This window comes from Pseudonocardia ammonioxydans (assembly GCF_900115005.1).
GTDB lineage: Bacteria > Actinomycetota > Actinomycetes > Mycobacteriales > Pseudonocardiaceae > Pseudonocardia > Pseudonocardia ammonioxydans.
This window is the reverse complement of record NZ_FOUY01000036.1, coordinates 29,975-42,268: the sequence shown is the minus strand read 5'-3', so window position 1 is coordinate 42,268 and position 12,294 is coordinate 29,975. Positions and strand designations below refer to the sequence as shown.

Annotated in this window: 12 protein-coding genes; 5 read left to right on the top strand and 7 right to left on the bottom strand. The window is 75.3% G+C overall.

Going from position 1 to position 12,294, the window contains the following annotated elements:
- Positions 1-165 precede the first annotated feature (165 nt).
- A complete protein-coding gene (locus BM093_RS26250; protein ID WP_143105529.1) occupies positions 166-921 on the top strand; it encodes a hypothetical protein in 756 nt (251 codons plus the stop codon).
- Here the strand turns inward: BM093_RS26250 and BM093_RS26245 are convergent, their stop codons facing one another.
- On the bottom strand, positions 922-1,677 hold the full coding sequence (locus tag BM093_RS26245; protein WP_093351485.1) for a DUF5995 family protein: 756 nt from the start codon (positions 1,675-1,677) through the stop codon (positions 922-924).
- A 180-nt stretch (positions 1,678-1,857) separates the two neighbouring features.
- On the opposite strand from BM093_RS26245, the gene BM093_RS26240 reads away from it, so the two are divergent.
- Positions 1,858-2,697, top strand: a complete 840-nt coding sequence (locus BM093_RS26240) for a universal stress protein (RefSeq protein WP_177238718.1) — start codon at positions 1,858-1,860, stop codon at positions 2,695-2,697.
- A gap of 36 nt (positions 2,698-2,733) precedes the next feature.
- Here BM093_RS26240 and BM093_RS38020 read toward each other — a convergent pair whose 3' ends face one another.
- Entirely contained in the window at positions 2,734-2,868 is a 135-nt protein-coding gene (locus BM093_RS38020) for a hypothetical protein (RefSeq protein ID WP_281248736.1), read from the bottom strand.
- A 255-nt stretch (positions 2,869-3,123) separates the two neighbouring features.
- Between BM093_RS38020 and BM093_RS38015 the strand changes: the two genes are divergently transcribed.
- Both BM093_RS38015 and msrA read left to right on the top strand, forming a co-directional pair.
- Entirely contained in the window at positions 3,124-4,713 is a 1,590-nt protein-coding gene (locus BM093_RS38015) for an AI-2E family transporter (protein WP_281248735.1), read from the top strand.
- Positions 4,714-4,947: 234 nt separating this feature from the next.
- Positions 4,948-5,460 (top strand): peptide-methionine (S)-S-oxide reductase MsrA, encoded by a 513-nt coding sequence (msrA, locus tag BM093_RS26230; protein WP_093351478.1) that lies wholly within the window; start codon positions 4,948-4,950, stop codon positions 5,458-5,460.
- Between the two features lie 22 nt (positions 5,461-5,482).
- Here the strand turns inward: msrA and BM093_RS26225 are convergent, their stop codons facing one another.
- From BM093_RS26225 to BM093_RS26210, 4 genes are read right to left on the bottom strand one after another with little or no spacing between them, the layout of a single operon-like run.
- On the bottom strand, positions 5,483-7,213 hold the full coding sequence (locus BM093_RS26225; protein ID WP_093351474.1) for a dipeptide ABC transporter ATP-binding protein: 1,731 nt from the start codon (positions 7,211-7,213) through the stop codon (positions 5,483-5,485).
- A complete protein-coding gene (locus tag BM093_RS26220; protein WP_093351469.1) occupies positions 7,210-8,028 on the bottom strand; it encodes an ABC transporter permease in 819 nt (272 codons plus the stop codon). The genes BM093_RS26225 and BM093_RS26220 overlap by 4 nt, the downstream gene beginning before the upstream one ends.
- Positions 8,028-8,981 (bottom strand): ABC transporter permease, encoded by a 954-nt coding sequence (locus tag BM093_RS26215; protein WP_281248734.1) that lies wholly within the window; start codon positions 8,979-8,981, stop codon positions 8,028-8,030. Before BM093_RS26215 ends, BM093_RS26220 begins: the two co-directional genes overlap by 1 nt.
- Positions 8,978-10,477 carry an ABC transporter substrate-binding protein gene (locus BM093_RS26210; protein WP_093351466.1) on the bottom strand — a complete coding sequence of 500 codons (1,500 nt, stop codon included), beginning with the start codon at positions 10,475-10,477 and terminating at the stop codon, positions 8,978-8,980. Before BM093_RS26210 ends, BM093_RS26215 begins: the two co-directional genes overlap by 4 nt.
- A 329-nt stretch (positions 10,478-10,806) precedes the next feature.
- Here BM093_RS26210 and BM093_RS26205 point away from each other — a divergent pair, with 329 nt between their 5' ends.
- Positions 10,807-11,400, top strand: coding sequence for an Rv1733c family protein (locus tag BM093_RS26205; RefSeq protein ID WP_093351462.1), 594 nt, complete (start codon positions 10,807-10,809; stop codon positions 11,398-11,400).
- 16 nt (positions 11,401-11,416) lie between these two features.
- On the opposite strand, the gene BM093_RS26200 is transcribed toward BM093_RS26205, so the two are convergent.
- The gene (locus tag BM093_RS26200) at positions 11,417-12,265 is read right to left on the bottom strand and encodes an alpha/beta hydrolase family protein (RefSeq protein ID WP_093351459.1); all 849 of its coding nucleotides are present in this window, start codon (positions 12,263-12,265) and stop codon (positions 11,417-11,419) included.
- Positions 12,266-12,294: the final 29 nt, after the last annotated feature.

Here is a 12,294-nt window from a genome sequence, read left to right as displayed (position 1 = left end):
TCCCACGCCCCGCCGAGATGCAGCTCAGCGCTCCGCAGAGATCGACAATTCGCGCTGAGCCGCACCTCGGCGCGGGTGGTCCGGGTACGGACGGACCGACGCCCGTCCCGGAGGTCCCGTAGTGCTACGCAGGCCCGTGCGCGGTACGGGTCGTAGCGTCCCGGTATGTCCGCCGACCCGCCTTCGAACCGGCCCACGGTGCGCGGCGCCCGCCGCGCGATGATCGTCGCGGTGGTCGTCTCGCTCGTCCTGGCGGCGGTGCTGGGGATCGCCGCGCTCCTGACCGGGGAGTTCGGCGAGCTCGAGGGCCGGATCCTGCTCAGCACCCTGGTCGTGGCCGCGTTCGGGACGACCGCGCTGTGCCACCTGGCCGTCGTCACCCGCCGGGTGCGGGTGGTCGGCTACGCCGGGCTGGCGGCCAGCGCGGTCGCCGCGGCGGTCGCGCTGGTCCTGGTCTGGGCGGACGAGGCGTTCCGGTCGTCGGACCTGACGACCGACGTGCTCCTGCTGTGCACGATCGCCGCCGTCGCCCTCGCCCACACGAACCTGGTCCTGCTGCTCGCCGGTCGCGCGCACCCGGCGATCCGGGCAGGGCTGGTCGGCACCCTGGCCGCGATCGCGCTGGTGGCCGTGCTGCTCGCGACCCTCGTGCTGACCGACGGCGAGATCGGCGACGGCAGCTGGTTCTGGCGCCTGCTGGGCGTCGCCGGGATCGTCGACGCGCTCGGGACGATCGCCCTGCCGGTGCTCGCACTGCTGGTGCGGCCCCCGGCCCCGGCCCCGGTCTCGGCCCCGTCCCCGGATTCGGTCCGGGTCGTTCTCGACCTGCCGCCCGACCTCGCCGCGCGGCTGGACGCCCACGCGGGCGACCGCTCGCGGGAGGAGGCCGCCCGCGACGTCCTGCACCGGGGCCTGCCGTGATCAGGGCAGGCCGGGTGCCTCGAGGATCATCCGGCCGAGCGCGTGGGCGGCGTCGTCCAGCCGCTCCGTCTCGGTGGCGAGCGCCTGCCGGTAGGCCTCGTCGTCGCCGCGGTGCTCCCACACCCGCTCGGCGGCCTCCCACGCCTGGCCGCGGGTCTGGCGCACCAGCAGGTCGGACATCGCGTTGCCGAGCCGGTCGAGCAGCCCGCCGTCGCGGGTCCCGGCCAGGAACGCCTGGAAGTCCTCCCGCAGGTCGTCCATCTCCTCGGCGAAGATGTCGTTGACCCGGTCGTAGTCCGCGCGCCGGCCGACCGTGGGCGGGAAGTCCTCCCAGGTCGCGAGCAGCGCGAACGTCAGGTCGAAGTTGACGTGGGCGTTGACCCCGCACGCCGCGAAGTTGACGTGCCGGACGCCCTGGTCGCGCCGGCGGTCGAAGAGCACCTTCCAGCACCCGGGGACGGAGTCGTCGTCGCGTTCGTGGGCCACGATCGCGTCCAGGTAGCGGCGCGCGAACTCGACGTCGAGCCGGGCCAGGAACGCGTTGTCGTCGAACGAGCGGGTGGGGTGCGAGCCGTTCAGCGTGCCGAGGATGTTCTCGGTGATGGTGGTGTAGAGCCGGGTGAAGCAGGAGATCCCGTCGATCTCCGGGGCCCGGAGGTCCTCGGCGGCCTGGTCGCGGATCGCACCGAGCGCCGCGACCACATCCTCGACCGTCCGTACGGCTCCACAGTGGACGGAGAGGTTGTTCGGGGACATCGGGCGTCACTCCTGCGGGCGGCCGGGTGCCGGCCGGTCCGGCCGGGAGGGTCGGCGTGACCGTATCGGGCGTACGGCGGCGCAGGACGTCCGGCCCGTGGCCGGGACCGCCCGGCGCAGCCCCGGCGCGGACCGGCCCGGATGTGCCAGGGTCGGGACCTCGACGACCGAGGAGGCTGGATGAGCGACGGCGCCGGGACGACCGAGGGCGGTGGCGGGGCCGAGATCGCGGTGGCGGTGGACGCCTCACCGGGCGCGGCACAGGCCGCCCGGTGGGCCGCCGAGCTCGCCGAGGTGTGGTGCGCGACGGTCCGGCTGCTGCACGTCACCTCCACCGGGGCGGCACCGCCGGAGGTGGAGGAGCTGGCCGGGCACACCGGCGCGGGGCTGCAGCTGTTGCCCGGCGCGGACGGCGCCGCCACCGACGCGATCGCCGACACGGTGCTCGCCGCGACCGGGCCCGCCCGGATGCTCGTGGCCGGCAGCCACGGGACCGACGCCACCGGCGCGATGTTGGCCGGGCGGTTCGCCGACCGGGTGGCCTGCCACACCCGGGTCCCGGTGGCGATCGTGCGCGACTTCGGGCCGGGTGCGGAGGGCGTGGTCGCCGGTGTCGGCGGCGGCCCCGGTGACCGGGACACCGCGATCGTCGGGGAGGCGGCCTCGCTGGCCGCCGCGTGGGCGTCGCCGCTGACGCTGGTGCACGCGTGGTCCGACGTCGCCGCCCGGCCCGGCACCCGCCTGCACCGGCTCGACGAGGACCGCGACGCCCTCGTCGGGCGGGCGAACGCGGCGCTGGAGTCGGCGGCCGCGACCGCCCGCGACCTGGTGCCCGACGTGCACACCCGGGTGGTCGAGGGCACCGCCCTGCGGGCCCTGCTCGACGTCGCGTCCTCCGCCCGCGCCGTCGTGGTCGGGCCGTACGGCGAGCGGCGGCCGGTCGGGATGCAGCTGGGCTCGACGAGCCGGTCGCTGGTCGCGTTCGCGCCGTGCCCGGTGATCGTCCTGCCCGGGGGCTGACCCCGGCTCGGGCTCACGGCTACCGGAGCGACGGGGCTACCGGAGGGACGGTGTTCTCGTGTCGTACCACCCGCGGGTGCGCACCGGACGCGGCCGGCCGCGCAGGACCTCGCGCAGCGTCGCGGTGGAGCCGACGACGGCGACGGCGGCGAGCAGGATCTGACCCCACATGGGAACCTCCGGGATGAGTGCGGTGCTGTGTGAGCTGCGGTGCTGTGCACCTGCCTCACCAGGATCCGCCCGTTCCGGTGCCGCGGACAGGGGCGGATACGACAGTGGACGGGTAATTCCTGCCACGTCCGTGCCGGTGTCGCCCGCGGGCGCCGGAGCCCCGGCGCCGATAGTGTTCCGCCGCAGCACGGTTCGGACGAGAGGGGGACCATGGAGTCGCGGTCGCAACCGGTGGTCCGGCGGAACGAGCACGTCGTGCCCCGCCGTGATCCCGCCGGTGGGTCGGTACTGAGCCCGGCGCCGACGCCGTCGGTCGCCCCGCGGGGCACGGTGATCGGGAACGGGCTGACCTGGCTGGCCGCCTGGTCCCTGCGGGTCGCGCTGATCGCGGTCGGCCTGGTGATCGCCGGATACGTGATCGGCATGTTCTGGGTGGTGCTGTGGCCGGTGGTCCTCGCCATCCTGTTCACCACGGTGCTGCGCCCGCCGGCCGCCTGGCTGATCCGGCGCAAGGTGCCGCCCGCGCTGGCCGCACTGGTCGTGATCCTGGTGGCGCTCGGGGCGATCACCGGACTGTTCGTCGCGATCGCGCCGTCGGTCGTCGGCCAGACCCAGCAGATCGTGAACGGCGTGGTGGCCGGGATCGGCCAGATCCAGCAGTGGGCGTTCGGGCCACCGCTGAACCTCGGTGAGGGCCAGATCGGCACCATCATCGACCAGGCCACGCGGCAGCTGCAGCAGAGCGCCACGGCCATCGCGGGCGGGGTGCTGACCGGGGTCTCCACGGTCGCGTCCGGCCTGCTCGCGGTGGTCCTCGCGCTGGTCCTGACGTTCTTCTTCGTCAAGGACGGCCCGCGTTTCCTGCCGTGGCTCACCGGGATCGCCGGGCGCACCGCGGGCGGGCACCTGGCCGAGGTGCTGTCCCGGATGTGGGCGGTGCTCGGTGGGTTCATCCGGGTCCAGGCCCTGGTCAGCCTGATCGACGCGGTGCTCATCGGGATCGGGCTGGTGCTGCTCAGCGTCCCGCTGGCGCTGCCGCTGGCGATCCTGACGTTCCTCGGCGGGTTCATCCCGATCGTCGGTGCGTTCGTCGCCGGGGCGCTGGCGGTGCTGATCGCGCTGGTCACCCAGGGCTTCGGGACCGCGGTCGCGGTGCTGGTGCTGGTCGTGGGGGTGCAGCAGGTCGAGGGCAACGTGCTGCAGCCGATCCTGCAGGGGCAGAGCCTGAAGCTGCACGGCGCCGTGGTGCTGCTCGCGGTGACCGCGGGCGGGTCGCTGGCCGGGATCGCCGGGGCGTTCCTGGCCGTGCCGGTCGCCGCCGTGTTCGCCGTGCTGCTGCGCTACCTGGGCGAGCAGATCGACACCCGGGACCAGCGGTTCGCCGAGGTGGCCGGGCCGGACGGGAGCGCCCCGCCCGGCGGCAGCACGGCCGACGGCGCGGCCGCCGGCGACACTGTGACCGGTGATGCTGTGACCGGTGATGCCGTGGCAGGCGGCGCTGTGGCCGACGACGATGCGGCCGAGCCGGCCCGGATCGAGGGCGGTGACCCCGCTACGGGCGCCGCGACACCGGCCGACGGTGGGCCGCCCGACGGTGGGCCGGCCGATGGCGGATCGACGGACGGCCGGGTCACCACCGGCGGGTCGTCCGGCAGCGGTTCCACCGGTACCGGGCCCACCGGCGCAAGGCAGTCCGGTGCGGGGCCAACCGGTGCCGGGCCGACCGGCGCGGAGCCGGGCGGGAGCGGGGCCACCGGAAGCGGGCACACGAACGGCGGGCCGTCCGGCAGCGGGCCGTCGGATGCCGATGCCGTCACCCGGCCGTCCCGGCACGACGGCGGCTGAGTCCGCCGGACGGGCCGGCCCGCCCGGACGCCCGGTCGGGGGCGGTGGCCTGGCGGGGACGGGCCGGACCGGGCGTCCGTCCCGCGAGGGTCCGGCCGCCTGCGCCATGCTGCGCCCGCGCCACCGGCACGTCCCAGGGGCGAAGGTCCCGTGCGGATCCGGTTGCGCACCACGGAACATCCGTCCCGTGCCAGCCGTTGCACGGACGGGTACACGACACAGGAGGTTCGTCCGATGACCGAGACCGCCATCCTCGCCGGCGGCTGCTTCTGGGGTGTGCAGGAGCTGCTGCGCAAGCGCCCCGGCGTCGTCTCCACCCGGGTCGGCTACTCCGGCGACCCGAACACCCCGAACGCGACCTACCGCAGCCACGGCGACCACGCCGAGGCCGTCGAGATCGTGTTCGAGCCGGAGCAGATCTCCTACCGCGAGATCCTGGAGTTCCTCTTCCAGATCCACGACCCGACGACGAAGGACCGCCAGGGCAACGACATCGGCCGCAGCTACCGCTCCGCGATCTTCTACACGACCGAGGAGCAGAAGCGGGTCGCCCTGGACACCATCGCCGACGTCGACGCGTCCGGGCTCTGGCCGGGCCGGGTGAGCACCGACGTCGAACCGGCCGGTGACTTCTGGGAGGCCGAGCCGGAGCACCAGGACTACCTGCAGAAGTTCCCCTACGGCTACAACTGCCACTTCCCGCGGCCGGACTGGGTGCTGCCGAAGCGGACCGCGGGCACCGGCTGAGCCGACCCGGCGGGCCCGGGCATCACGCCTGCCGGAGCGCGTCGGCGAGTCGCGGGGTGGCGGCCACCAGCTCCGCGGTGAACGGGTGCCGGGGCCGGTCGTAGACGTCACCGACCGGGCCGCCCTCGACGATCCGGCCGTCGGCGAGCACCAGCACCCGGTCGCACACCTGCGCGACGACGCCGAGGTCGTGCGCGATGAACAGCAGCGTCAGGTCGTGGCTGCCGGCCAGGTCGGTGATCAGGTCGAGCACCTGCCCGCGCACCGACACGTCCAGGGCGCTGACGGGCTCGTCGGCGACCAGGATCCGGGGCCGGGTGACGAGCGCGCGGGCGATCGAGATCCGCTGCCGCTGCCCGCCGGAGAAGCGGTGCGGGTGCCGCTCGAGCGCGTCCGGCGGCAACCCGACGCTCGCGACGACCTCCCGGACCCGGTCGGCGGTCTCGGCACGGGGGAGCCCGTGCAGGGGTTCGGCGACGATCTGCGCGACCGTCATCCGCGGGTCCAGCGACCCGGCCGGGTCCTGGAAGACGACCGAGACGTCGCCGCGCAGCCGGCGCAGGGCGGCCCGGTCCGCGGTCGCGGGGTCGCAGCCGGCGACCTCCACCGACCCCGCGGTGGCGGTGTCCAGGCCGGCGATCAGCCGCAGCAGCGTCGACTTGCCCGACCCCGACTCGCCGACCAGCCCGACCGCGGCGCCCTCGGCGATGTCGAACGAGACCCCGCGCAGCCCGGCGACCGGGGCGGAGCGACCGAGCAGGCCGGTGCGCCGCCCGGGGTAGTCGCGGCGCAGGTCCCGGGCACGGATCAGCGGTGTCGTGCCGTCCTCGGCGAGGAAGACCGGGCGGGCGTCCGGGGCCGCCGGCTCGAGGGCCGAGTGCCCGACGCCGGCGGCCGGACGGGTCCGCGGCCCGCCCGTCCCGGAAGCGGCCAGCAGCGCGCGGGTGTGCTCGTGCCGGGGTGCGCCGAGCACCTCACGCACCGGCCCGGTCTCGACCACCCGCCCGTCGTGCATCACCGCGACCCGGTCGGCCATCGCGCCGACGACGGCGAGGTCGTGGCTGATGAACAGCAGCGCGGTGTCGCGGGCCCGGACCAGCTCGGCGACGAGCTCGAGCACGCGGGCCTGCACGGTGACGTCCAGCGCGGTCGTCGGCTCGTCGCAGATCAGCAGTGCCGGGTCGTTGGCCAGCGCGATCGCGATCACCACGCGCTGCCGCTGCCCGCCGGAGAGCTGGTGCGGGAAGCTGCGGGCGGCACCGGCCGGGTCGGGCAGCCGGACCAGGTCGAGCAGCTCCACGGCACGGCGCCGCGCGGCCGCCCGGGAGCCGCCGCCGTGCCACAGCACCGCCTCCGCGACCTGCGCCCCGACCGTCATCAGCGGGTTCAGGGCCGTCATCGGTTCCTGGAACACCACCGAGGCGACGCGGCCGCGGGTGCGGCTCATCGTGCGCTCGCCGGCACGCAGCACGTCGACCCCGCCGACGGTGACCGACCCGGTGGCGTGCAGCTCGTCGTCGAGCAGGCCCATCAGGGCGTACGCGGTCAGCGACTTGCCGCTGCCGGAGCCGCCGATCAGCCCCACCCGCTCGCCGGGGGCGATCGTCAGGTCCACCCCGCGCACGAGCTCCCGGGCACCCGCGTGCACCCGCAGGTCGCGCACCTCGACGGTGCTCGCCGCAGTGGTGTTCGCCGCGCCGCTGCTCGCCGCGCCGCTGCTCGCCCCGCCGGTGCTCGCCCCGAAAGTTCTCACAGCGCCGCCGTCCCCTCCGGGGCCCGCGACCGGGGGTCGAACCGGTCCCGCAGCCCGTCGCCGAGCAGGTTCAGCCCCAGCACCGTCACCGCGATCGCGCACCCGGGCCAGAGCACGAGCAGCGGGTGGTCGTAGATGTGGCTCTGGCCCTCCTGCAGCATCCGGCCCCACGACGGCGTCGGCGGGCGGGTACCGAAACCCAGGTAGGACAGCGCGGCCTCGGCGAGCACGGCGATCGAGAACGCCACCGAGGACTGCACGACCAGCAGCCCGCCGATGTTGGGCAGCACGTGCCGGCGTGCGATCCAGAGCGGGCCGCGGTTGGCTGCGCGGGCCGCCGTCACGTACTCGCGCGCCATCACCTGCAGCGTCCCCGAGCGGGCCACCCGGGCGAACGACGGTGCGGCCGCGATACCCAGCGCCAGCACCGCCGTCGTCGCACCGGCCCCGAACGCCGCCCCGAACACGATCACCAGCAGCAGTGCCGGGAACGCCAGCGCCACGTCGGTGGCCCGCATGACGACCTGGTCGACCCAGCCGCCCGCCATGCCGGCCCCGATCCCCGCCGGCACCCCGACGACCAGCGCGATCGCCACCGCGGCCAGCCCGACGAGCAGGGTGATCCGGGAGCCGTACATCAGCAGCGAGACGACGTCGCGGCCGTAGGGGTCGGTGCCGAGCAGGTGGCCGTCGGTCAACGGCCCGAGCAGCCGCGCGGCCGCGTCGGTGGGGAGGGGGTCGAACGGCGTCCACAGCAGCGACAGCAGCGCGCAGGCCAGGACCAGCCCGACGATCACCGCTCCGGAGCGGACCATCACGGCGCCTCCCGCAGCCGGGGGTCGATGACGGTGTAGAGCAGGTCGACCACCAGGTTGATCACCAGTACCGCGAGCACCAGCACCGTCACGATGCCCTGCACGGCGACCATGTCCCGGTTCCCGACCTTCTCCAGCAGCATCGACCCCAGCCCGTTGATCACGAACACCTTCTCGACGACGACCGCGCCCACCAGCATCACGCCCAGCTGCACGCCCCCGACGGTCAGCACCGGGATCGCCGCGTTGCGCAGGCCGTGGCGCAGCAGCGCCCGCAGCGGGGGCAGCCCCTTGGCCCGGGCGGTGCGCAGGTAGTCCTCGCGCAGCACGTCGAGCACCGCGGAGCGGACGTAGCGGGCCAGCACCGCACCCTGCACGACCCCGAGCGAGATCGCGGGCAGCACCAGGTAGGACAGCAGGTCGGCGAGCCCGTCGCCGTCCCGGGTCCAACCGCCGGAGGGGAACCACTGCAGCCGCACCGCGAACACGGTGATCAGCAGCAGCCCGGCCAGGAACGCCGGCACCGCGATGCCGACCTGGGACAGCCCCGAGAGCAGCATCCCGTCCGGCCGGCGACGGCGCACCGCGGCCACGACGCCCATCGGCACCGCCACCAGCACCGCCACCGCCATCCCGGCGGCGACGAGCACGGCCGTGACCCACGCCCGCGACGCCAGCTCCGGCCCGACCGGGCGCCCGGTCACCGCGGACGTACCGAGGTCCCCGCCGAGCAGCCCGGTGGCCCAGTCCAGGTACTGCACCGGCAGCGGCCGGTCGAGCCCCATCTCCGCGCGCGCGGCGGCCAGCTTCTCCGGGGTCGCGGTGAGGCCGAGCGCCACCTGCGCCGGGTCGCCCGGGACGACCGCGAGCAGCGCGAACACCACCATCGACGCCAGTACCGCGGTGAGGGCGAAGATCCCGAGCCGGCGCAGCACCGCGGCCGCGGCCCTCACCGGCCCGCCCGCCGGATCGCGGTCAGGTCGATCGACTCCGAGGCGTTGCCGGTCGGCTCGCCGGTCACGTCGGCGTGCACCACGTTGAGCCACGGCGTGAGGTACAGGAAGCCGGCCGCGGCCTCGTCGGTGACGATCCGGGCGTACTCCCGCATCCGGTCGACATACTGCTCGGGCGGGCCGGAGCGGGCCGCGGCGAGCACCGCGGCCGCCCGGGGATCGTCGAACCCGAAGTACGACGTCGGCGAGGAGAACGTGCCGATGTCACGCGGCTCGGCGTGGATCACCATCGACAGCTGGTAGTCGTGCCCGGTGAAGACCTCGCCGAGCCACACCGCGGGGAACTCCAGCAGCTGCAGGTCGACGACGAACCCGGCGGCCTGCAGGTCGGACTGCACGGCCTGGGCCGCGCGGACGTACTGCGGCAGGTTCGGGACCTTGAACGAGATCTCCGGATGCTCCCCGGCCAGCAGCTCCCGGGCCCGCGCCGGGTCGTGCGGGTAGGGGTCCGGCCGGTCGTCGAACCACGGGTCGGTGGGCGGGACCATCGAGGTGATCGGCGTGCCGCGGCCCTCCATCGCGATCTCGCGGACGGCGTCGTCGTCGACCGCGTGCCGCACGGCCCGGCGCAGCCGCACGTCGTCGAACGGCGGCGCGGCGTTGTTCATGGCCAGCACCATCTCGCCGTTGGTGGTGCCCTCGGTGACCCGGAAGGCGGGGTCGTCGGCGAACCGGGGGAGCAGCTGCGGCGAGCCGACCCCGAGCGCGGCGTCGGGGCCGCCGGTGAGCAGCGCGTTGGTCTGCGCGGTCGGGTCGGTGTAGTAGGCCAGGGTGATCGCCCGCATCGGCGGCCGGCCGCCCCACCAGCCGTCGTGGGCCACCAGTCGCATCGTCGCCCCGGTGTCGTAGGAGGCGACGTCGTAGGGGCCGGTGCCGACCGGGTCGGTGGCGAGCGTGCCGGCCCCGCTCGGGGTGAAGATCGTCCCGGCCGGCCCGGCCAGCGACGCGAGCAGCGCGTTGTCCGGCTCGGACAGCCGTAGCTGAACGACGTGCGGGGACGGGGCCCGGGTCTCGGCGATGCGGGACAGCTGCCCGGCGCTCGCGGTCGTCCAGGTGTCGAGGCGGTCGAAGCTGAAGACCACGTCGTCGGCGGTGAACGGGGTGCCGTCGGTGAAGGTGACGCCGCGACGCAGCGTGAACGTGTACTCCAGACGGTCGGGGCTCACGGTCCAGCTCTCGGCGAGCAGCGGCTGCAACCGCCCGTCCGGGGCGATCTTGACCAGCGTCTCGTAGACGTTGTAGAGCAGGGCCTGCGGGATCGCGACGCCGGAGTTGCGGGTGTAGTTCAGACCGGACGGCGGAGTGCTCAGCGCGACCGTGACCTCCCCGGGCGCCGACCGCGAGACCGGCGGCCCGCCGGCACACCCGGCCAGGGCCAGGCCCAGGACGAGCAGCGGCACCAGCGCCCGCGCCGCACGCAGCCGCGCTGCGGGCATCGCTCCTCCTCGTCGTGCTCGTGCTCGATCCCGGCCTCGTGCTCGGCCTCGTGCTCGGTCTCGTGCTCGTGATCAGTGCCGACCGGTCCGCCGGGCCCGGCCAGTAAACGGATCGTGCCGGGGGCGCACAAGCGTCGCCCGCGGCGGGTCGCCGTGACCCTCCCGACGGGCCCGGACCGGTCGCACGACGGGGCGACGTGCACCGTTTCACGGGGTGATCCTCGTCCCGGGAGGATGTATCGAACCGATAACGGGGGTAATGGTCGGTAATGGGGCCCGCACTGTCGGTCGTCGGGCCGCTTCCGTCCGAATTCTTCCGAGGAGGAACGATGCGCACTGCCGATGGTCCCGGCCGCACGGGCCCGCGCCCGGCACCGGGAGCAGCGGACCGGCTCCGCCGCACGGCGGCCAGGTGGGAGGACGCCCTGTCCGTCGGGCTGGGCCTGCTCGTCGCGATCGGGTTGCTGCTGACGTGGCTGGCCGGTTCCGCCGCGCACGGCACCGTGCTCGAGCGCGGCGCCACCGAGGCGACCGAGCGGACCCCGGTCCCGGCGGTGGTGACCGAGCGTGCCACCGCGGTCGGCGACCTCCAGTCCGGGCAGCAGGCCCTCACCGTCGCCTGGACCGCGCCCGACGGGTCGGAGCGCACCGCGGGCACCTCGGTGCCCGGCCTGTACGACGTCGGCGACCGGATCACCGTCTGGACCGGCCCGGACGGGGCGCTGACCACCCCGCCGGCGACCGCGGCCGACGCGCTCACCGTCGGCTTCGCGGCCGGGTTCATGACCGTCGTGCTGTGGGGGCTGCTGGTGCTGGCCGCGGGCTGGCTGGGCTTCCGGTGGACGGCGCGCCGGTTCGCCCACGCCTGGGAGCTGGACTGGGCGGCCGTCGAGCCGCACTGGTCGGGGCGCCGGCGGGCCTGAGGGGCCGGCCCGGCGCTCAGCTCCGGGTGACCGTCCGCGCCCAGCCGGCCAGGGCCGGGACCACCGATCCGGGCTCGCGGGCCCACCCGAAGTGCGGCCGCGCCGCATCGATCCGGAGATGCTCGCGGGTCACCTCGGCGGAACGGAACATCCCCAGCAGGGCCTCCGCCGACCCGGGCGGGGCCAGCCGGTCGTGCTCGAAGCTCATCCCGAGCACCGGCAGGTGCACGGCCGCGATCGACGGCCCGTGGTCGACCCGCGGCCGCCCGAACTCCAGCCGCCCGGTGCGTGCCCAGCGGCCCCAGTCGGCCATCTGGCCGCGGGCCTCCCGCCCGGCGAACCCGAGCCGGTGGCCGGGGAAGTGCCCCAGCACCGCCGCCGCGGCCACCACCGCCTGGGTCTGCAGCAGGTGGCGCAGGCCCCAGGCCCGCCAGTGCACGCTCCCGGACGCGACCAGCGCGAGCCCGTCGATCCGGTCCGGGTGCCGGGCCGCGTAGGCGGCGGCGACGTGCCCGCCGAGGCTGTGCCCGAGCGGGAGCACCGGCGCGCCGGGCAGCCGGTCGCGGACCGCCTCGACCGCGGCACCCAGGTCGCCGACGAGCTCGTCGTAGCCGTGGTCGTGGCGCCGTGACGGCGGGGGAGCGGGCCGCGCCTGGTGCCCGCGCAGCTCGACGACCCCGGCCGAGATGCCGGCCTCGCACAGCGCCTCCAGCAGCGGCCGGTAGAACGAGGCCCGCACGCCCATCGCGGGCACCACCAGCAGCGCCGGGGCGGCCGCCTTGTCGATGGTTCGGGTGTCGCCGGCGGGGTACAGGGTCAGCTCCAGCGGCGCCGGTGCCGGCCGGTCGAGGATCGTGACGGTCACGCGGCGAGTCTCTCCGGTGGTGCGGGTGT

What these genes read in the sequence shown, in the direction of transcription:
- BM093_RS26220 (WP_093351469.1), bottom strand. Translation starts at nt 8,028, where the DNA reads ATGGTCCGCTCCGGAGCGGTGATCGTCGGGCTGGTCCTGGCCTGCGCG.
- BM093_RS26205 (WP_093351462.1), top strand. Translation starts at nt 10,807, where the DNA reads ATGCGCACTGCCGATGGTCCCGGCCGCACGGGCCCGCGCCCGGCACCG.
- msrA (WP_093351478.1), top strand. Translation starts at nt 4,948, where the DNA reads ATGACCGAGACCGCCATCCTCGCCGGCGGCTGCTTCTGGGGTGTGCAG.
- BM093_RS26245 (WP_093351485.1), bottom strand. Translation starts at nt 1,677, where the DNA reads ATGTCCCCGAACAACCTCTCCGTCCACTGTGGAGCCGTACGGACGGTC.
- BM093_RS38020 (WP_281248736.1), bottom strand. Translation starts at nt 2,868, where the DNA reads ATGTGGGGTCAGATCCTGCTCGCCGCCGTCGCCGTCGTCGGCTCCACC.
- BM093_RS26240 (WP_177238718.1), top strand. Translation starts at nt 1,858, where the DNA reads ATGAGCGACGGCGCCGGGACGACCGAGGGCGGTGGCGGGGCCGAGATC.
- BM093_RS26250 (WP_143105529.1), top strand. Translation starts at nt 166, where the DNA reads ATGTCCGCCGACCCGCCTTCGAACCGGCCCACGGTGCGCGGCGCCCGC.
- BM093_RS26210 (WP_093351466.1), bottom strand. Translation starts at nt 10,477, where the DNA reads ATGCCCGCAGCGCGGCTGCGTGCGGCGCGGGCGCTGGTGCCGCTGCTC.